The following is an 18,623-nucleotide window of genomic DNA, read 5'->3' as shown; positions in this document are numbered from 1 at the left end:
TTTTACACATCAAATGAGTAATCAAGATAAAATCAAGAAACTAATTGACTTACGTGCAGAGGCCAAATTAGGCGGTGGGATCAAAAGAATTGACTCTCAACACGCAAAAGGAAAATTTACTGCACGGGAGCGAATTGAAATGCTACTTGACGAAGGTAGTTTTGAAGAATTCGATATGTTTGTAACGCATCGTTGCACCAACTTCGGAATGGAAAAAAACAAGTTCCTCGGAGATGGAGTTGTAACTGGTCACGGTACTATTGATGGTCGCGTTGTATATGTCTTTGCTCAGGATTTCACCATTTTCGGAGGTTCTCTTTCAGAGACTTTCGCGATGAAAATCTGCAAAGTAATGGACATGGCTATGAAAGTAGGTGCTCCATTAATCGGAATCAATGATAGTGGTGGTGCACGAATTCAGGAAGGAGTTACCAGTTTAGCCGGATACGCTGAAATTTTCGAGCGTAACATTTTGGCTTCTGGAGTAATTCCTCAAATTTCAGCAATCTTTGGTCCTTGCGCTGGTGGAGCAGTATACTCCCCTGCCCTAACGGACTTCATCATGATGACTGAAGAAAATTCCTACATGTTTGTCACAGGTCCAAAAGTTGTAAAAACCGTAACTGGCGAAAATATTACAACTGAAGATTTGGGAGGCGGTAAAGTTCATGCCAGCAAGTCTGGTGTTGCTCACTTCCTTGCAGAAAACGAACAAGAAGGTGTTTTAATAATTCGTAAGTTATTGAGTTACCTTCCTCAAAATAATTTGGAAGATGCTCCAATTACTGACTGCTCTGATCCAATTGATCGTTTGGAAGACAACTTAAACGAGATCATTCCAGACAATCCAAACCAGCCTTATGATGTAAAAGACGTCATTCACTCGTTGGTTGATTATGGTGAATTCCTTGAAGTTCACAGGAATTATGCAAAAAACATTGTTGTTGGTTTTGCTAAATTCGACGGTCAACCAGTTGGTATTGTTGCTAACCAGCCAAATTATCTGGCCGGTGTTCTTGATATCGAAGCGAGTCGTAAAGCTGCACGCTTTGTGCGTTTCCTTGACTGCTTTAATATCCCAATTATCACTTTAGTCGATGTTCCAGGATTCTTACCAGGAAGTGGACAAGAGTACGGTGGTATCATTACTCATGGAGCAAAATTAATGTTTGCATACGGTGAAGCTACTGTGCCAAAAATCACGATTACACTTCGTAAATCATACGGTGGTGCGCACGATGTAATGTCTTGTAAGCAACTTCGTGGAGACTTAAATTACGCATGGCCAAGTGCTGAGATCGCTGTGATGGGTGCCGCTGGTGCGGTTGAAGTTTTGGAAGGTCGCAAACTTAGCACAATTGAAGATCCTGAAGAGCGTGCGAAGTTTGTTGCTGAACACGAAGCGGAATACAAAGAGAAATTTGCGAATCCATACCAAGCAGCAGCTTACGGATATATTGATGATGTGATTGAGCCAAGGAATACACGAATTCGCATTATTCGTGGATTACAAAGTTTAGCAACTAAAAAGCTGGTTAATCCACCTAAAAAACATTCAAACATTCCATTATAATCGAATAAACTATGAGTAATTTAATCATATTAACTTCGACAATGGATTTCGGATGGACGGTTGCGTTGGTTGGCTTCTTCATTGTATTTGTTGCATTGACAATCTTGGTGATAGTTTTTTTAAGACTTCCCAAGCTGATCAACATAAAATTCAAAAAGAAGAAAGAACCACGCAAAAAAGATTCCCATTGCAAAGATGAAAATGAGTGTGTAATCGAAGGAAATGTAACAGCAGCTATTAGTATGGCTCTATACTTATACTTCGATGAACAACATGATGAGGAAAGTAATATTGTAACCATCAAGAAAGTACGCAAAGCATACTCTCCCTGGAGTTCAAAAATTTATAGTGTGACCAACAATTGGCCGCGTTAACAGCTTTATTGCATAATTTATTAAAAAATGAAAAAGTTTAAATTCACTATAAGCGGCGATGAATATGATGTTCACCTTCAGGATATCGAAGAAAATATTGCCACAATTGAAGTAAATGGAACAAAATACGAGGTTGAAGTAAAACGAGAAATCAAGGCATCTAAAACCCCAAAACTTGTTCGCAAACCAGTCGTTCAGCAGCCTGGAGAAGGTCAGATTAAAAAGAGTCAATCATCAGGAGTAGCTATTAAAGCACCACTTCCTGGAACCATTTTGAAAATTAATGTTGCCGTTGGTGACGAAGTAAAAGAAGGTCAAAATCTATTAGTGATGGAGGCCATGAAAATGGAAAACCAGGTACTTGCAGAAAAAGCCGGCCAAGTTTCAGCTATCAAAGTGAAAGAAGGGGATGCTGTTTTGCAAGATGATGTATTAATTGAAATTAGCTAAAAACTGCTGGTAATGAAAAAACTATTTATACTGTTAGCCGCATTGCTAATGATTCTCCCTGCATTTTCGAGGGCAGATGATACCAGCAATCTGGCAGAAACTTTAACCGAAGGGAAATGGATCAACCGGAGTGATGGCTACATTTCTTCGCCTACTTTCAATCCAGAAGTAGATAAAAAGGAAGATTTTGAAACAGCAAAACGCTACAAAACAATTTCTTTCAATGAAGATTACCATTTCACCATGGATTCGTTAAAACAACGCTATACAGGTAAGTGGGCAGTTGAAAATGGGAAAATAAAATTAACCTTTTTCCCTAAAACGGTGACTCACCTGTTCAAGAAAACGGATCCAAACAGCCAATCCAACGATTACGTCACTTCAGACGAAGTGTTGAATCTGGGAAATCGCGAACTCCATTTGAAAGATGGCAAACTATCAGGTGATGGATATGAATACAAGAACTATTCAGGAGCTGTGTCTGGTTTGTTTAACTTCTATGAATTTTCAGGATTTGCCAATGTTTCATGGAAACATATCCTGATGATGTTCATTGGATTTATCTTCATCTTTCTGGCTATTAAATATGACTTTGAACCATTATTGCTTGTACCAATTGGGTTCGGGATTTTAATTGGAAACATTCCAATGTTTCAAGCGGTAGATTTCAACTTAAAGCTTGGAATCTATGAGCCTGGCTCTGTAATGAATATCCTCTACCAAGGGGTTGTTCAGGGATGGTATCCACCATTGATTTTCCTTGGAATTGGTGCTATGACAGACTTCTCCTCATTAATTTCAAATCCGAAATTAATGCTTCTTGGAGCTGCTGCTCAAATTGGTATTTTCCTAACATTCTTAGGAGCTCTTTGGATGGGATTTGCCCCACCAGAAGCTGGTGCAATTGGTATTATCGGTGGAGCTGATGGTCCTACTGCGATCTTCATTTCATCAAAACTAGCCAATGGACTAAACGTGATGGCAAATGGTGAGACGGTGAAAAACCTGATTGGACCAATTGCAATTGCTGCATATTCTTATATGGCGCTCGTTCCGGTTATTCAGCCTCCGGTTATTAAACTATTAACTTCAAAAAGAGAACGATTAATCAGAATGAAACCTCCAAGAGCGGTTTCTAAACTGGAAAAAATCTTGTTCCCAATTGTAGGTTTGATATTAACCGCATACATTGCTCCCTCAGCCCTTCCTCTTTTAGGAATGTTGTTCTTTGGAAACTTGTTAAAAGAATCTACTGTTACAAAACGTTTGGCTGATACTGCAAACTTTGCATTAATCAATGTTATCACCATTCTACTTGGTATTACTGTTGGTGCTTCAACGCAGGCTGATGTATTCCTGACACCATCTTCAATTAAGATTTTCTTGTTAGGAGCATTATCGTTTGTAATTGCAACTGCCGGTGGTGTAATTAGTGCCAAGATCATGAACTTGTTCTTCAAAAAAGAAAATAAAATTAATCCGATGATTGGTGCTGCAGGTGTTTCTGCCGTTCCAGATAGTGCTCGTGTTGTACAAACCATGGGATTAAAAGAGGATCCAACAAACCACTTACTTATGCATGCGATGGCACCAAACGTTTCTGGTGTTATTGGTTCAGCAATTGGTGCTGGTATCTTATTAAGCTTCTTAATGTAAGAATAGATAAAAATTTTACAAAAAGGCTGTTTGATTCATTTCAGACAGCCTTTTTTATTTTGATAGCTTCAATATTACCTGCATAAATTTTTGTATACTTGTATCACCTAGTATTTAAACCAAATAAATCATGAAAAGATTTCTATTATTAATCCTTGCATTTATTATGCTTTCTCCTGTTTTTTCGCAGGATAAAAAATCAACAGTTGAAAAACTAAACGTACTTGTTTTTTCGAAAACAGCCGGATTTAGACACAACTCTATCTCTAATGGTATCAAAATGATCAGCGACCTGGGACAAGAAAAGGCCTGGAATGTTACTGCCACCGAAGATCCAAGTTTGTTTACAATGGACTTCCTTGTGAATTTTGATGTAGTCGTATTTTTGAATCCGACCTTGGATGTTTTAACAAACAAACAACAAGAAGCTTTTAAAACATTTATGGAAACCGGAAAAGGTTTTGTTGGTATCCATGCTTCTGCTGATTGTGAGTATGACTGGGACTGGTATGGCAGGTTGAATGGCGCTTTCTTTAGAACGCACCCACCTGCACAAACAGGTACCGTAATATTTGAAGATTTTAACCATCCTTCGATGGACGTGTTTAAAGGAATGGAAACATACACCACCGTTGATGAATGGTATACCTTTAAAGCAAATCCAAGAGAAAATGTACACGTACTGGCTCGATTGGATGAAACATCAATAAAAAAGTCAAACAATGACAACAACTGGCAAATGGGAGACCACCCTATAATCTGGTATCAGGAATTTGATGGGATTCGTTCTTTCTATACAGTATTTGGACATACTCCTGAAGCATTCGACGACAAAAACGTTCGTGCACATATTGCCGGAGCGATTGAATGGGCAGGAAAGAGAGTTGATTAAAAATTAAATTAAAATAATATCAAGGAAGGCACTTTTTGAGTGCCTTTTTTATTAAAATAATTTCTGCTGTGAATCTTCCGGTTTGCCGGACAAATATTCTTCAACAATCTGATCAATCGTCATAAGGCATTTTCCACAACTTGTTCCGGCTCGTGTCGCATATTGAATATCTTCCGTTGATGTTGCTCCTTTTTTTAAAGCAGACAAAATTTCATTCTCAGATACCATATTACAGATGCAAACTAACCTATTCCCCATCACTTATCTTCTAATATTGTAACTACAACCGATCGGTTTTCTCTTGGCCCATCGAATTCGCACAAAAAAATGTTTTGCCATGTTGAAAGTCCCATTTTCCCATTAATTAGAGGAATTGTTTCTGAAGGACCTATCAAGCCTGCTTTTAGATGTGAATCTCCATTATTATCCTGTGCGTCATGCTGCCATACACCGTGTGGAATTAATTTTTTAAGTAAGTTAACAAGGTCATTCTGCACGGAATCATCCCAATTCTCCTGAATCATTATTCCTGCAGTTGCTCCTTGCACATAAACGTTTACTATTCCCTGCTGAATTTCACTTCGCTCAACCACTAACTCAACCGCTTTAGTTATATCATATAATCCATCGTGGCTATTAGTTGGTATGTTCAAAGTTTTTTGCATCAAATCACAAACTTATTCTCAATAAACAATCTGATTTCTCGATACGCATCAAAAACAACATCCTTTTTGGGCAAGGTATCATAAATCTTCTTCACCATCTGCTTTTCAGAAAGTATTCTAAAACTTACTTTAAAATTTAAATCAAAAACCATTGAAATCAAGAATAGTTTAAAATCCTCCAATGATTTTAGATCCTTTTTAGAGACAGACTTTTGTTGCATGATACTTTTCAAAACCGCCTCATTAATGATTCCTGTTTTAGGAAGATTATAATTAATTGAAGGTATTTTAAAGGAACCATCTCGTTCAAGGTTTGACACACATATATCCCAGATGTCCAGTTTATCGGCATCACGCAAAATCTGGCTAAATAATAAAACTTGCTTGTCTTCTTTTACCGGTAATGCAGGCAAATTATGATACCTGATTGCTTTTACAATCACCTCTTGCGAAAACTCAGAAAGATTCTTATAAAACTCCTGATCTTGAATCATCACAGCTCCCAACTCTGCATGATTTTCCGATTCAGCATCATTAAATGTTTGATACTTCTCAAACTGTTGAAACCGACCTAAATCATGCCATAAACCAATCAGTTCAGCAAGTTGCTGTTCTTCTTCATCCAACAGAATTTTCTCAGAAATAAAACGAGATATTTGAGCAACATGTTTTGAATGCTTTTCCCGAAGGATAAGTGATTCAATAATCTGTTGATCTTTATTTTTAAGAAATGAGGCAATATATTTCTCAAAGAAATCCTGCCCTGCTTCTATACTTTTCTTTTCTATTTTAATCGCTTCCATAAGTCGACAAAAGTAAGTTATTTACTGTTCAGAATGAATCCAAAAACGCCTGATTTATTAACAACAATTGCCAACTTTCAATAAACATTCAAGTTTTTGTATTGAATTGGTTCATAAAAAAAATGTTTTGCTATTTTTGCAAGCGCTTTGGCCCCATAGTTCAATGGATAGAATACAAGATTCCGGTTCTTGCGATCTGGGTTCGAATCCCGGTGGGGTCACTTGGTCAACTTGGCTTTACAGAGGTATGATTTATCTTCATACTTCTGTTTTTTTTGATGGGTTATCTCAATATTCAATTCGAAAACTAATTTCTCTTTACTTTTCTTGTGATAGAATCGATTTAATACATGTAAAGCTTGTAGCTGATGTTGCAGGTACTGTATATTTTAACAAAGCATTTTTCACATTCGTTTTCCCTATGTCAAAGTAATTCAAATCACTGTCTGATGTAACAAATGCCTCAAATGCTGTATAATCTGTCCCTTGAATTCAAATGGCAATATCTTTATCGACGGTACCCATTATTGACAATTATAAAAGAATTAGGATTTTCACCTCAGTTGCTCGCAAAAGCAATAGCTTGGATATCCTTGTTTTAGTTTGGACTTAAGCGACTTGCTTTGCAGCTCTTGATGCTAATTTTAAATAATAATAGTCCTTTGTAATTTCAATATCCCCATCTTTAGTTTTTATAGGGAATTTGCATTATCACTTCCCCTGATCTTCATTGGAGGACTCAGTTTGTCAGACTCAAAATGAATAAACATATTTTGTATCGTTTCTTCCAATCCTGTTTTCAATCAATATTCCCAAAGGGCTTATATTGTGAAAACTCCCATTCGACTATAAAATCCTTTAGCAAAACTTTCTCTTCTAGCAGGTTGGCAGAAATATTCTTCTGAAAGACAATATAGATATTAGACAGCCCATCCTCTTTCCTGAAGTATCCATTATAGTCATGGATTTCAATGAAATTATTTTGCCCAGAAGTTATGAATCCTTGAAATTGAGAAATAAGAAATGACTTGAAATAGTGACAATTTTTGAATAATATTGAAACGTATGTGTGGATATATCGCAATTTGTATTTTTTAACTAGAGCGAAATAAGTTCATTTTTAAAAGCGTAAATAACCAAGTTAACGGTGTTAAAAGTCTCAGTTTTTTGGAAGAGATTGCTTTTGTGTTTTTCTACTGTTTTATGGCTTAAATGAATGAGTTCAGCAATTTGTTCGTTGTTTAGTCCTTTACAAATCAGGTTCAGAATTTCTTTTTCTCGAGAAGTAAATTGGGCGATAAGTTGTTTGCCCGACTTGCGCTCTTTGTTTTTGTATAAATTGCGTGAAATTACTTTTATGATTTCCGCAGAAAAGTAACTTCCTCCATCAGCAACTTTCTTTATGGCTTTTTCGAAATCCTCAATGTCCGAGCGTTTTAGCATGTAACCTTCCACTCCGGCCGATATCATCTGTTCAATAAATTCATCGTCAGCAAAAGAAGTGAGTGCAATAACTTTTAATTCAGGAAACTTGTTTAGTGCTTGTTTTGTAGCTTCAATACCGTTCATTTTTGGCATATTAATATCCATCAAAACGATGTCGGGTTTTACGTCGTCAATAAGTTCCAGAAACTCCTCGCCATTTGATGCTTCGCCAACAACCGATACAAAATCGAAATTGTTTAATAACATGATCAAGCCATCTCTAAAAATTTTGTGATCGTCAACAATTATGATGTTTGTGTTCTCCATGTTAGTGAGTTATAAATTGAAACTTAGCATAATTTTCACTCCTTTTCCTTCTCCTGTATTAATCTCATACTTTCCACCAAGCGACTCAATACGATTGATAATATTTCCCAATCCCATTTTTTCTTCATCAGATGTGTTAATAATATCAGGATTAAATCCTTTTCCATTATCACGATACAATACAATTACCGTGTTTTTTATTTGTTGAATATCGATGTGTAGCTTTGATGCTTCCGCGTGTTTTAGCGTATTGTTAATTAGCTCACTACAAATACGAAAGACATTTAATTCAATATTGGAGGCTAATCTTATATCCGTAACAGTTGAATTAACCACGCAGGTAACTTCTCCAATTTCATTTATTTTATCGCATATTATCTCTAACGATCTTATTAGTCCGTATTTGTTTAAGATTGATGGATTCAGATTATTTATAATAGCTTCCAGATTTTCTAAAGCTATTCCCGATAACTCTTTTACCTGAATAAGGCTTTTGTTTTCAGCGATACTCGTGCAATCTTTTTCAATTAGCTTGATAAAAAGTGCAATTCCTGACAGAATCGACCCCAGCCCGTCGTGCAAGTCGGCTGCAATTCTTTTTCGTTCTTTGTATTCAACTTCAAGTGCTCTGAGTGCCTGTTGTTTTTCAATCGTGTTATAAGAATTGATTATTCGGTAAATTAAAAATATACATACCAATAGCAAAAAAAAGGTTAACAGCACGAGTGTAAATACTCTTTGTCTGAACTCGGTATTTTCGTGTAGAATGTAATCATGAATTTTTTTGTCCAATTCCTTGTAAGTGAACTGAAAATCACGATATTCAGTTAAGATTGTTTCGTTAAAACCTTTCGCATTATTTTGAAGTAATGCTGATACATTATTCTGTAACTGCTTAACCTGATTGTCAACTTCTTCAAGCGAATTTCGAAGGCTGGCTTCACGGCTCCCTTTATATTTCTCTGAAATAAGCGAATCGAGTGAAGTGGTGTATTTCCCGGTGTTTGTAAAACAATTTAAGATAGTTGTTTTTTTCGGGGAGTCGTTAAATAAAAAGTAGTCATCTAAAAATATTCGGCTGTGGGAGATTTCGAGGTCGATGTTTTTCGAGAGTTCCAGTAATGAAAGGTGTTCACGATCGAGACGCAAACTTTTTATGGAGGTGTAAATAATACCGGCACAGGTAATTGTAGTGAAGGTAATAATGGCCAATAAGACTCTTCCGCGAAATAATATCTTTAAACTCATAGTAAATTCAACAATTTCTTTTGATAAAGATATTCAATTGTATTTACATAGAAAGATAAAATCCCCCGCTGAACAACAGCGGGGGTAATATTTTTCGAGCTTATTAAGCGCTTGGAATGCCTCCCATACCAAATACCATGGCAAGAAGTGCAACAGTTTCGATTATGCCCATTGCGGCAATGTACATACCCGAACCTTGTTTATCATCAACAGCTAAGTTGGCACAAGCTGCAGCACCAACGCGACCCTGCATAATTGCAGAGGCTGCAATGGCGATACCTACAAAAAATGCCCAGATCATCTGGTTGGTATAACTGTCAGGACTAAGGTTAGCTCCAATCATTGAATTCATGAAAATCATACCATAAATTACCTGGCTTAATGGCATACCTACCATTGCCAAAGCCAGCGAAGGAAGTTTTTTCTTATCTCTGATCGATTGTTTCCAAAGCCCTAAAGCTCCCATGCCTGCAATCCCGGTTCCAATTGCTGAACCTACACCTGCAATACCCAGAGCAATAGCGTGTCCGCCAAAGCCTGTAACTGTTGTTGCTAAAATTGTTGTTAAAGTCATTTTTATACTATTTTAAAAATTTTATTGTTTGTTGTCCTTCAAATTGAAGGGTTTATATTCATTTCCAGAAAATTCAACTTCGGCGTGGCCGGCGTACTCAAGCATATTTAAACGAACACCATGAACCAGCACTGCCATTGCCGCGAGGATCATATTTAATCCGTGCCCTAAGATTAAAACCAGCACTGCTCCAATTCCGGACGCAACTGTTGTAATACCGTCGCCAATTGCCATTTGGTTGAAACTTGCTGCCATTAAAACGGTTGACAGACCAACTGCATAAAGCCGGATGTACGAAATAATGTCGGAAAAACCATTGATTATACTGAGTGGTAAATTACCTATTGATGAAAGCATGCCTTTAAAGAAGCTAGTTCCCGGTTTTGAGAACAAAGCCACGAGCAATGCGCCTCCAACAAACAGCCAAACCATTATTGTCGGAGCTTCAATTCCCAATACCATTTGGTTTACAACAAGGTACAGACCCCAGATAATTGCTATCCAACCGAATTGGGCAAACGCTCTTACGCTGTTATTAAATTTCCATGCAACCTGCAGGTGTCCGACCGTTAGGTGAACAGCACCAATCAGGAACATGATTTTTTGTATAATCAGGTTGTCGCCACCAAAGCTGGCCAGTGCGTCAATTTTTAAGCTGCGCAGCACCGGTAGTTCGGCAATTGCCTCCGAACCAAAATAGGTTCCGGTTAACACACCCCAAAACATAATCGACACCGAAAGTGTATAGATCAACCCAAACTCAATTTGTTTGGCGAATTTTTTCTTCCGGTGTGCCAAAAAGGTGATCAGCAAGAATACCAGACCGTAGCCGGCGTCTCCCACAAGAATTCCCGTGAAAAAGGTAAAGAATACCATAAATACCCGCGAAACATCCATTTCCTTGTAGCCCGGAACCAGCCCCATAAAATCCATTACCGGCTGAATTCGCTGTGCCCATTTAGGAGTTCGCACAAGGGTAGGGACTTCTTCCATTTCTTCCGGCAGGGGATCTTCAATCACATATCCCCAATCGCGTGCCTCGGCGGTTTCAATAAATTGATCCACATGTTCCAGCGGAATAAAACCTTTCCAGAAACGAACGTGTTTATCCACTGCAAGACCACCAAATTGTACATTACGAACATCATAACGACGTAAGCGTTCTTTTAAGCCGTCTACCAATACAGCTTTCTGTTCGCGTAGCTGAAGTAAAAACTCCTTGTTACTTTCCAGGTCCTTAATGGTTGCAGCTAATAATTCTTTTGCGTTTTCCAACTCGTTCTGCGGAAAAGGTAGTGCTTCCATATCCAGCAACCGTTCGCTGGCATCCTTGGTTAATAAAATAACCTGGTTCAGATCTGAGAATTTGCCAACAACCTGAATGTCTTCACGATCGGAAATTTTCTTTAATTCCCTATCGTTGATCAGGTATGTTTTAATCCAGATTCCCTTCTCGTTGAGGTCTTTAATATCCTTGAGTGTAATATTACCCCAATTCTGAAACCAGGCGATATCGCTTGTCAAATTGAGCTTAGTCTTTTTCAATTCCTGACGATGATGTTCAGCGTCCAATACCGTTTCCATGAGAAAAACCGCACCTCTTTCCAGTTTCGAGTAATCAGTAATATCATTATTTTTTGCTCCGGTGTATTCTTCTTCTTCATCGTAACGATCCAGAACCGAAATGGCTTGCTGCAGTTGTTTTATACGTGCATCAACCCGCTCAATCGATTCGTGTTTTGCTGCTTGCAAAGGAGCAATGTGAATTACTCCGAGTTCTCCCAAAGCCGTAAGTTCGGCATCAATATCATCGGCAGATTCGGGCATAAACAGCATCAGTTTCTTCATTTCTGCTATCATAGGCTGCCCTCCTTTTGTTTGCTTGTTTTTACCACTTTTGCCGTTGCAATTGTAAGGCGCTCATCGTCTTGCAATTTTTGCCCGATTTTACGAATGGCCAATTTTGCATTCGGAATACGGCGATTCTCAAACAGTTTTACCCGTGCACGCACATCCAATAGCTCTTCTTCCAAAAGCTCGATTTGTTCTTTCAAACACTCGATTTCGGCCAGCAGTTGCAATTGTACCTGCATCAGTTCAATGGCATCGTCAACCCACAAAGGGGTGTTGTCGTTAAATGGCATTACGTTAAAGTCAACCTTAACGAACTGCTGAACACGAACTCCGGCCACATCAATGGTTTTGGTTATAATTTTATTCACCGAAATGTATTCATTGATGTTTACCCACGAGTCGCTGATTACGGCCGTCCACTGTTCTGCTGCTTTTCGGTTCTTTTCAATCTCTTCGCGAATTTGCTCGATTCGTTCAGCGATGGTGTTTATCGTTGCCGTCAACGATTTTTCCATCGCCTCAAACAACGGCAGCATCCTTTCCGATACCTTCAGGATTTTCTTCTGACGGGCCCGTTCCGTTTTTGTATATTTTATTTTTATACCTGCCATTATTTGCCCTCCTTGTTTTTCCCCGGATTTACCACTGATGCCAATACGTCAGCACCTTTAATTTCGTCGAAGGAATACAATCTTTCCACCAGCTGAAGTTTTAGTTTGTACACCAAAACTTCTGTTAGGGAGAATGTTTTTCCGGCCTCAATATCTTGCAATTCTTCCCATTGCCACTGCAAAATATTCATCTCGCGTTCCATGGGATTTCCGCGCAGCATTGAATTCGGCATTCGTTCCGGCTTCGGCTGACGGTTTTGCGCTTTGGCCTCTCTAACTTCTGAAAGATCTTCCTTAATACTTTTTAAAAGCGAGGAAATGCTTTTTACTCCAACTTTGGAATCCAACTTTTGAATATCAACTGATTGCAGCGCCTTAAAATGTCGCGACGACAATTGGCGTTTTGCGTCATCGTTAAATTTATCAATTGTAATCGGAGGAGCCTCTCCCAAGGACAACGATGGCAAACTGGTCATAAGATAAACCATGTTTGACATATTTAATCCTCCTGGCTTTTAATGATCCGGTCAACTAAATCCTTGTTGAGTAAGGAAAATAAACCGCTCTCAATTTCTTTTGAGCTTACTACGAAACTTATTCCGTCTTTGTCGGTCGATTTTACTTTTATTTTGGCTTTACTTGCCGAAAGTGGTTGTAAAGTTACCTCTTCCTGAAGTGCTTCTTTTAATAAAAATGCTTCCATTTCTTTGTGCAACTCCGGCGGTACTTTTATCGATTTTTTTCCTGAAATCGAATCGATCACAACTTTTAGCAGTTCTTGCAGGTATTCTTCCTGACGGAATAAAGTTTTGCACTCTTTACCAAACACCTTTTTCAGGTGGTTTAAGATGGTTATTTTTGTGGCTTCAACCATATCGCGCGAAGCCTGTGCAATTGCTTTCTCTGCATTTTTTTCGGCTTGCGAAGCTTTTGTTTCAGCCTCTTCAATAATTTTTTTGCTGGTAGCTTTTGCTTCTGCAATCAGCTTTTCGGCTTCCTGCTTTGCATTTTCAATTATGCGTTGTTTCTCTGCTTCGCCGGCATTAACTCCCTGCTCTTTTAGTTTGGAAACAATTCCTTCCAGGTTTTCTTTATTTTTTGTCATCTCTTTTTCCGATTAGTAGTTAGTTCCAATATTGCTCGATCAGTTTTTTACTCAACCCGGTTTCGGTTGGTTCAAAATGTCGTTTTAAAATATCCCAGCATCTGTCTAATGCGGCTTCCAGCTCAATGGGTTCTCCAAATGGTTCCTCCATATTCGCGATAAAATCTTCGCGGTAACGAAGCAGTTTTTGAGAGAATGTATCGTTTGCAGCACCAACTTCGGCTGCCTCGTAGGCTTTTTCAGCATCGGCAAGCAACGATGCCATTACAGTCATAATAGGGCGGTGATCATCTCGGGTAGTGTCGTTAACCTGCTGCTTTAAACGCGATAGCGAACGTGCCAGTTTCAGCTTGCCATTGTCAAGGAAGAACTGTCCCTCGGTAATGTACCCTGTGTTATCAGGAACCGGATCTTCGAGCGATTCAAGCGTTGTTGCACCGATAATGGTTATCGAACCTGCACCTTCAATATCGGCAGCCACCTCGTAACGTTTCGCCAGCTCTGAATACAACGAACCAGGATAACCCTGCAACGAAGGAATCTGATCCTGGTAATTGGCAACGTTACGCAAAATGTTTGACCAGTTGGTCATGTCGGTTAACAGCACCAATACGTCTTTTCCCTGGTCGGCAAATTCGCGCGATACACTTAATGCCACATCGGGTAACATAAGGCCTTTAATCTGCGAGTCTCCGGCAAGGTGTGTAAACATGATCGTTTTATCGATATTACCCGACTGCGACAGCTGCTCTTTGAAGTAGTGGTACTCGTCGAATTTTAACCCAATACCGGCAAAGATAATTACATCGGCCTGTGCACCCTGTGCAATCTGCGAAAGCAGACGATTGTAAGGCTCGGTAGGACCGGCAAAAATTGGAATCTTTTGCGATTTTACCAGTGTGTTAAATACATCGATCATCGGAATCCCTGTCCATAGTGGTTGCTTGGGAACCAAACGAACCGTTGGATTTAAGGTATCTAATCGTGTTGAGACTTGTTTGTCGAAAATAATTTCAGGACCGCCGTCGGCCACATCGCCAATTCCATCAAAACTACGGCCAAGCATATTGTACGAGAAACCTGCGGTAAGCGGAACCTCGTGCATGCGTATTTTTGTTTGAGTGCTCAAACCCTGTGTTCCGTTAAACACCTGAAAACGCGTTGAGTCTTCGGTAATATTAATTGCTTTGGCAAACGAAAGGCTTTGATTGGTTCCGGCTTCCAGCAATTCTACCACGTGGTTAAGTGCCACACCAGGATTTCCTTCAACCGAAATCAGTGCTTTACCAACTTCGCTAATTCTATTTATTTCTTTTCGTATCATAGTGTGTACTCTCCTTGTAAAATAAATTGTTCAACTTGTTCCGGAAGAACTGCCATTTCATCGAAGCTTTGTGCAGAAGTGTTCCAGTCTTTCCACCACTGGCGCAGTTCATCAAATTTTGCTTTTACCATCTCTTTTACTTCTTCATCTTCTTTGTCATCCTGAGCAAAATCGATGGTGCTATCGATAAGTTTTTGAACGGCTTCGTTGATAACGATCAGGCGTTCAGGTCGGGTACACGCATCCAGTTTGTGGAAAGCATTTTGCTGCATAACACAGAAATCGATGGTGAGTCCTTTTTGATAAAGCACATATTTTTCTACCGGAACCTTTTTCAAACCAATGGTGCTGATGGTTTGGTCGATACCGTTTGCTTCGTAAAGCGTTTGAAGCATTTTATTGCGGTCGTCCCACGAAATAAAACTGTCGTACACCGATGAGGTATAAGAAAGCGGATCGATGGCAGGGTATTTTTTAGCATCGGCACGGTCTTGCGATAATCCCCAGAAACCACCGGTTGCATCCATTGTTGCCTGTGTTACCGGCTCCTGGAAGTTACCACCTGCAGGCGAAACTGTTCCGATAAAAGTTAGCGAACCTCCTGTGCCCTGATCGGCACCGGCACGCTGGTACATTCCTTTAATCTGATCGGGGATATCCATAGGAAAAGCCTCCGGGCCAGGAATATCTCCCTGGCGGCCACTTCGCTCACGAAGTGCTTGTGCCCAACGCGAAGTTGAGTCGGCCAAAAGTACCACGTTGTAACCCTGGTAGCGATAATATTCGCCTACCGTTAGTGCAATAAATACACTGGCCTCACGCGCTGCAACGGGCATCGAACTGGTATTACCGAAAATACACATTCGGTTCATCAGTGAATCGCCGGTTGACGGATCTTCGAGTTCGGCAAAATCTTTAAACACCTCAACAGCCTCTCCGGCACGTTCGCCACAGGCTGCCATAATAATAATATCAGCTAAAGCATATTTACACAGCGAGTGCTGCAATACGGTTTTTCCGGCACCAAAAGGACCCGGGTTTCCAACCGTTCCGCCATAACTAACGGGGGCAAGTAAATCGATAACACGCACTCCGGTAGAAATTGTTTTACTCGGGATAGCGCGATCCTTGAACGGAATAGGGGATTTAACCGCCCAGCGGAATGCCAGTTTTAACTCGTGTTTGACGTTATGACTGTCTGAAATAACAGCAACCGTTTCGGTAATATTAACCTCGCTTTTTTCGATAATGCTTTCCACTTTACATTTGCCAAAATTAAAAGGCACCAAAATGCTGTGGGTTAAACGTCCTTCAGGAACGGTACCAATGGCATCGCCACCATTTACTTTGTCGCCAACTGCTACCGTTGGGGTAAATTCCCACAAATTTTGTTCATCAAGTGCCGGAGCTTTCATGCCGGGCACCAGGTAAGCATTCTGTTCGCCCAGTTTGTATAAGGGATTTTGCAGTCCGTCCCAAATACTGGTTAGCAACCCCGGACCCAGAAGTACCGATAAGGACTTACCTGTAAATTCAACCTGATCGCCAATCTGAGCACCTGTTAAATCCTCAAACACCTGCATTTCAACAATTCCCGCATCCGCATGTTTCGGATCGGGAATAATTTGTAATACTTCGGCTTGTAACGACTTACCATCTACGATAACATTGGCAGTTTCACCCATTATCACATTTCCGTAAAATCGTGCTTTTACAAGCGAATCCTGAATGGATATGAGTTTGCCTGTTCTTGTTGTATTATTATTCATGTTATTTTATATAGAATGTCTAAAAAATCTTAATATACTTTGTTTTTTAAAAATGGAGTGATCATTAATATTTTCTTGCGTGATATATTAATAAATCTTAACATTTTGCTAGTTATTATCCGAGTGACACTTAGAACTGTCAATAGCATTTATATCTCAAAAAAACGTGCCAGAGTCAATATTGAAAGCATATTTCTTCATCGACAACTGACATTAAAAAGTTTTTCAATCCAAACCTAACACTTTACTTATCATCAATTTAACATCGACTCATTTGCTTTTCATAGAAAAAGAGAGTCGACAGGATTTGGTGTATAATTAACTGTAAAAACGGGCAACTTACTTCCATGAACGATTTCGGAAACAAATTTTCCGATGTTCTTATTCGAGAATATCGATTCCTGATGCGTACGAATTATCAATAACTCGGGATTTTCTTCTTTTACATATTCCAGAATTACCTGATGAGAATCCTGATTGTACACTTTCAGTATTTTAATATCACATTCAATATCATGATCCTGTAGTAATTGTTGAATCTTCTGCGCATTTTTTAAAGCAAGACTTTTTTCTGCATCAATATTTGCTTTTAACGCTGAAAGAATTGTAATTTTTGCATCATGCTTTTTTGCTAAAAATTGCGCCCATAAAAGTCTTTTCTTTGTCGATTGGGTAATGTCGATTGGAATCGCAATATTCTTTATTTGGGGTACACCAAAATCTTTGTTCACCGTTAATACCGGGCATTTAGACAAGCCAATTAATTTATCAACTTCCTCTTTTGTTAATGCTCCCGGATAATTGCTGTCGCTTTTATCAATCAGGAGAAACTCCAGGCTGTCGGTTTTTGATTTTTCCAGTAAAACTTCCACCGGATTACCGGCCCGAACCGAAATAACAATGTTGTTTGGTAATGCCTCCCCAATTACTTCCCTAACAAAGTTTGTTAGTTCTTCTTTGGCATTTTCTATGGATATTTCAGTTTCTTCGGGCTGAAAGTTTCGCTCAATAAAACCAGGCTCTTCTATTACATTCAATATTTCAAGCTTTACCTCAAGAGTGCTTTGTAAATACAGTGCTTCCTTTAAAACGGTTTTACCTTCTTTGTTTGGCGTTATCAGTGCCAATATGCTGTATCTTTTCTGTTTCATAGCTATCGTTTTTATTTCGGTTATCTTAAGCCGGATTAATCGTTTTCAATCACAATTAAATCTCTGTTTGTGTGATTGAGGAAGGCATTGATTCCTTTGCATTTGGTTTTATTCTGAACAGTATTAAATGTGATTTCAGTTCCATTGCATAGTTCGTGATAATAGGATTTAACCTCTTGGTAAATGAGCTGATTTTGCATTTCAGATACAAAAAGAATCTCCAGTTTTGATTGTGTTTTTTTACATATTTCAAACACCTGCTTGCAAAGTCGTTCCGAAGGGTTTTTCCCAGGATTTGCGACAAAAAGAATTTTTTTCGAAGTTTCTCCTTCAAACGTTTCCGGTAGAATAAACAGAGGATGTTTTGCGGTATCTATTATTTTTTCCAAACATCCATTTTGTCTTTTGCACGCTTCCTCAAACGAGTTGTGCGTAGACAAAACAAGATTGTGTTTTTCGTTAATTATTGACTTGTAATTAAGAACTTTGTTCAATTCGCCTTCAATAGAGAGTGTGTTTATCTTTTGTTTTTCAATTTTGAAATGATTTTGTAATCTATTCTTTAAAGCTCTTAATTCATTCTTAGTTATTTTTTCTAGATGGTGACTGAGTTTGCGCATCATAAAGTGCCCCCAACCTGGGCTCTGGTACGTTTGTAAAATCGTTACCGGTGACTTTTCTTTGTAAAGAAAATTAATCGCAAAAGAACTGGCATACCAGCTTCCATCCGAAAAATCTGCCAGTATTAATATTGAAGGTTGATTATTTCTTAATCCTATATTCATTTTCTCAATCATTTTATTTTTTTTACAAAATTACTCC

The 18,623-nt window shown here is 38.9% G+C and carries 19 protein-coding genes and 1 tRNA gene; 6 read left to right on the top strand and 14 right to left on the bottom strand.

The window, feature by feature from the left end; genetic code table 11:
* The first annotated feature begins 13 nt into the window (after positions 1 to 13).
* The 5 genes from ACUNWD_RS01895 (at position 14) to ACUNWD_RS01875 (ending at position 4,945) form a co-directional block, all read left to right on the top strand.
* Positions 14 to 1,573: an acyl-CoA carboxylase subunit beta gene (locus ACUNWD_RS01895; RefSeq protein ID WP_445586064.1), complete on the top strand. Its 1,560-nt coding sequence runs from the start codon at positions 14 to 16 to the stop codon at positions 1,571 to 1,573.
* Positions 1,574 to 1,584: 11 nt separating this feature from the next.
* On the top strand, positions 1,585 to 1,947 hold the full coding sequence (locus ACUNWD_RS01890) for an OadG family protein (protein ID WP_445586063.1): 363 nt from the start codon (positions 1,585 to 1,587) through the stop codon (positions 1,945 to 1,947).
* Positions 1,948 to 1,974: 27 nt separating this feature from the next.
* On the top strand, positions 1,975 to 2,397 hold the full coding sequence (locus ACUNWD_RS01885; RefSeq protein WP_445586062.1) for an acetyl-CoA carboxylase biotin carboxyl carrier protein: 423 nt from the start codon (positions 1,975 to 1,977) through the stop codon (positions 2,395 to 2,397).
* Between the two features lie 12 nt (positions 2,398 to 2,409).
* Positions 2,410 to 4,053 (top strand): sodium ion-translocating decarboxylase subunit beta, encoded by a 1,644-nt coding sequence (locus ACUNWD_RS01880; protein WP_445586061.1) that lies wholly within the window; start codon positions 2,410 to 2,412, stop codon positions 4,051 to 4,053.
* Between the two features lie 130 nt (positions 4,054 to 4,183).
* Positions 4,184 to 4,945: a ThuA domain-containing protein gene (locus ACUNWD_RS01875; protein ID WP_445586060.1), complete on the top strand. Its 762-nt coding sequence runs from the start codon at positions 4,184 to 4,186 to the stop codon at positions 4,943 to 4,945.
* A 51-nt stretch (positions 4,946 to 4,996) separates the two neighbouring features.
* Here ACUNWD_RS01875 and ACUNWD_RS01870 read toward each other — a convergent pair whose 3' ends face one another.
* From ACUNWD_RS01870 to ACUNWD_RS01860, 3 genes are read right to left on the bottom strand one after another with little or no spacing between them, the layout of a single operon-like run.
* Positions 4,997 to 5,203: a (2Fe-2S)-binding protein gene (locus tag ACUNWD_RS01870; RefSeq protein ID WP_445586059.1), complete on the bottom strand. Its 207-nt coding sequence runs from the start codon at positions 5,201 to 5,203 to the stop codon at positions 4,997 to 4,999.
* Entirely contained in the window at positions 5,203 to 5,610 is a 408-nt protein-coding gene (locus ACUNWD_RS01865) for a secondary thiamine-phosphate synthase enzyme YjbQ (protein WP_445586058.1), read from the bottom strand. Before ACUNWD_RS01865 ends, ACUNWD_RS01870 begins: the two co-directional genes overlap by 1 nt.
* Positions 5,610 to 6,413, bottom strand: a complete 804-nt coding sequence (locus ACUNWD_RS01860) for an HD domain-containing protein (protein WP_445586057.1) — start codon at positions 6,411 to 6,413, stop codon at positions 5,610 to 5,612. The genes ACUNWD_RS01865 and ACUNWD_RS01860 overlap by 1 nt, the downstream gene beginning before the upstream one ends.
* A 149-nt stretch (positions 6,414 to 6,562) precedes the next feature.
* Between ACUNWD_RS01860 and ACUNWD_RS01855 the strand changes: the two genes are divergently transcribed.
* Positions 6,563 to 6,634, top strand: a tRNA-Arg gene (locus tag ACUNWD_RS01855).
* 877 nt (positions 6,635 to 7,511) lie between these two features.
* Here ACUNWD_RS01855 and ACUNWD_RS01850 read toward each other — a convergent pair.
* The 11 genes from ACUNWD_RS01850 to ACUNWD_RS01800 all read right to left on the bottom strand — a co-directional run bounded on the left by ACUNWD_RS01850 (position 7,512) and on the right by ACUNWD_RS01800 (position 18,598).
* Entirely contained in the window at positions 7,512 to 8,165 is a 654-nt protein-coding gene (locus ACUNWD_RS01850) for a response regulator transcription factor (RefSeq protein ID WP_445586056.1), read from the bottom strand.
* A 9-nt stretch (positions 8,166 to 8,174) separates the two neighbouring features.
* The gene (locus ACUNWD_RS01845; protein ID WP_445586055.1) at positions 8,175 to 9,413 is read right to left on the bottom strand and encodes a sensor histidine kinase; all 1,239 of its coding nucleotides are present in this window, start codon (positions 9,411 to 9,413) and stop codon (positions 8,175 to 8,177) included.
* Positions 9,414 to 9,516: 103 nt separating this feature from the next.
* Positions 9,517 to 9,987, bottom strand: a complete 471-nt coding sequence (locus tag ACUNWD_RS01840; protein ID WP_045026960.1) for a hypothetical protein — start codon at positions 9,985 to 9,987, stop codon at positions 9,517 to 9,519.
* 21 nt (positions 9,988 to 10,008) lie between these two features.
* On the bottom strand, positions 10,009 to 11,847 hold the full coding sequence (locus ACUNWD_RS01835) for a V-type ATP synthase subunit I (RefSeq protein ID WP_445586054.1): 1,839 nt from the start codon (positions 11,845 to 11,847) through the stop codon (positions 10,009 to 10,011).
* The gene (locus tag ACUNWD_RS01830) at positions 11,844 to 12,452 is read right to left on the bottom strand and encodes a V-type ATP synthase subunit D (protein ID WP_445586053.1); all 609 of its coding nucleotides are present in this window, start codon (positions 12,450 to 12,452) and stop codon (positions 11,844 to 11,846) included. The genes ACUNWD_RS01835 and ACUNWD_RS01830 overlap by 4 nt, the downstream gene beginning before the upstream one ends.
* The gene (locus tag ACUNWD_RS01825; protein ID WP_445586052.1) at positions 12,452 to 12,940 is read right to left on the bottom strand and encodes a DUF2764 family protein; all 489 of its coding nucleotides are present in this window, start codon (positions 12,938 to 12,940) and stop codon (positions 12,452 to 12,454) included. Before ACUNWD_RS01825 ends, ACUNWD_RS01830 begins: the two co-directional genes overlap by 1 nt.
* Before the next feature lie 11 nt (positions 12,941 to 12,951).
* Positions 12,952 to 13,557: a hypothetical protein gene (locus ACUNWD_RS01820; RefSeq protein ID WP_445586051.1), complete on the bottom strand. Its 606-nt coding sequence runs from the start codon at positions 13,555 to 13,557 to the stop codon at positions 12,952 to 12,954.
* A 19-nt stretch (positions 13,558 to 13,576) separates the two neighbouring features.
* The gene (locus ACUNWD_RS01815) at positions 13,577 to 14,881 is read right to left on the bottom strand and encodes a V-type ATP synthase subunit B (RefSeq protein WP_445586050.1); all 1,305 of its coding nucleotides are present in this window, start codon (positions 14,879 to 14,881) and stop codon (positions 13,577 to 13,579) included.
* Positions 14,878 to 16,650, bottom strand: a complete 1,773-nt coding sequence (locus ACUNWD_RS01810; RefSeq protein ID WP_445586049.1) for a V-type ATP synthase subunit A — start codon at positions 16,648 to 16,650, stop codon at positions 14,878 to 14,880. Before ACUNWD_RS01810 ends, ACUNWD_RS01815 begins: the two co-directional genes overlap by 4 nt.
* 281 nt (positions 16,651 to 16,931) lie before the next feature.
* Entirely contained in the window at positions 16,932 to 17,801 is an 870-nt protein-coding gene (locus tag ACUNWD_RS01805) for a universal stress protein (RefSeq protein WP_445586048.1), read from the bottom strand.
* 35 nt (positions 17,802 to 17,836) lie between these two features.
* A complete protein-coding gene (locus ACUNWD_RS01800; RefSeq protein WP_445586047.1) occupies positions 17,837 to 18,598 on the bottom strand; it encodes a hypothetical protein in 762 nt (253 codons plus the stop codon).
* Between the last annotated feature and the right edge of the window lie 25 nt (positions 18,599 to 18,623).

It is taken from the genome of Sunxiuqinia sp. A32 (genome assembly GCF_052690465.1).
This window is presented reverse-complemented; position numbering and strand designations above follow the sequence as displayed.

Coding starts and splice junctions, on each gene's coding strand:
- ACUNWD_RS01865 (WP_445586058.1), bottom strand. CDS start 5,610: ATGCAAAAAACTTTGAACATACCAACTAATAGCCACGATGGATTATAT.
- ACUNWD_RS01880 (WP_445586061.1), top strand. CDS start 2,410: ATGAAAAAACTATTTATACTGTTAGCCGCATTGCTAATGATTCTCCCT.
- ACUNWD_RS01815 (WP_445586050.1), bottom strand. CDS start 14,881: ATGATACGAAAAGAAATAAATAGAATTAGCGAAGTTGGTAAAGCACTG.
- ACUNWD_RS01835 (WP_445586054.1), bottom strand. CDS start 11,847: ATGATAGCAGAAATGAAGAAACTGATGCTGTTTATGCCCGAATCTGCC.
- ACUNWD_RS01810 (WP_445586049.1), bottom strand. CDS start 16,650: ATGAATAATAATACAACAAGAACAGGCAAACTCATATCCATTCAGGAT.
- ACUNWD_RS01890 (WP_445586063.1), top strand. CDS start 1,585: ATGAGTAATTTAATCATATTAACTTCGACAATGGATTTCGGATGGACG.
- ACUNWD_RS01875 (WP_445586060.1), top strand. CDS start 4,184: ATGAAAAGATTTCTATTATTAATCCTTGCATTTATTATGCTTTCTCCT.
- ACUNWD_RS01885 (WP_445586062.1), top strand. CDS start 1,975: ATGAAAAAGTTTAAATTCACTATAAGCGGCGATGAATATGATGTTCAC.
- ACUNWD_RS01850 (WP_445586056.1), bottom strand. CDS start 8,165: ATGGAGAACACAAACATCATAATTGTTGACGATCACAAAATTTTTAGA.
- ACUNWD_RS01830 (WP_445586053.1), bottom strand. CDS start 12,452: ATGGCAGGTATAAAAATAAAATATACAAAAACGGAACGGGCCCGTCAG.
- ACUNWD_RS01895 (WP_445586064.1), top strand. CDS start 14: ATGAGTAATCAAGATAAAATCAAGAAACTAATTGACTTACGTGCAGAG.
- ACUNWD_RS01825 (WP_445586052.1), bottom strand. CDS start 12,940: ATGGTTTATCTTATGACCAGTTTGCCATCGTTGTCCTTGGGAGAGGCT.
- ACUNWD_RS01800 (WP_445586047.1), bottom strand. CDS start 18,598: ATGATTGAGAAAATGAATATAGGATTAAGAAATAATCAACCTTCAATA.
- ACUNWD_RS01805 (WP_445586048.1), bottom strand. CDS start 17,801: ATGAAACAGAAAAGATACAGCATATTGGCACTGATAACGCCAAACAAA.
- ACUNWD_RS01860 (WP_445586057.1), bottom strand. CDS start 6,413: ATGGAAGCGATTAAAATAGAAAAGAAAAGTATAGAAGCAGGGCAGGAT.
- ACUNWD_RS01845 (WP_445586055.1), bottom strand. CDS start 9,413: ATGAGTTTAAAGATATTATTTCGCGGAAGAGTCTTATTGGCCATTATT.
- ACUNWD_RS01820 (WP_445586051.1), bottom strand. CDS start 13,557: ATGACAAAAAATAAAGAAAACCTGGAAGGAATTGTTTCCAAACTAAAA.
- ACUNWD_RS01870 (WP_445586059.1), bottom strand. CDS start 5,203: ATGGGGAATAGGTTAGTTTGCATCTGTAATATGGTATCTGAGAATGAA.
- ACUNWD_RS01840 (WP_045026960.1), bottom strand. CDS start 9,987: ATGACTTTAACAACAATTTTAGCAACAACAGTTACAGGCTTTGGCGGA.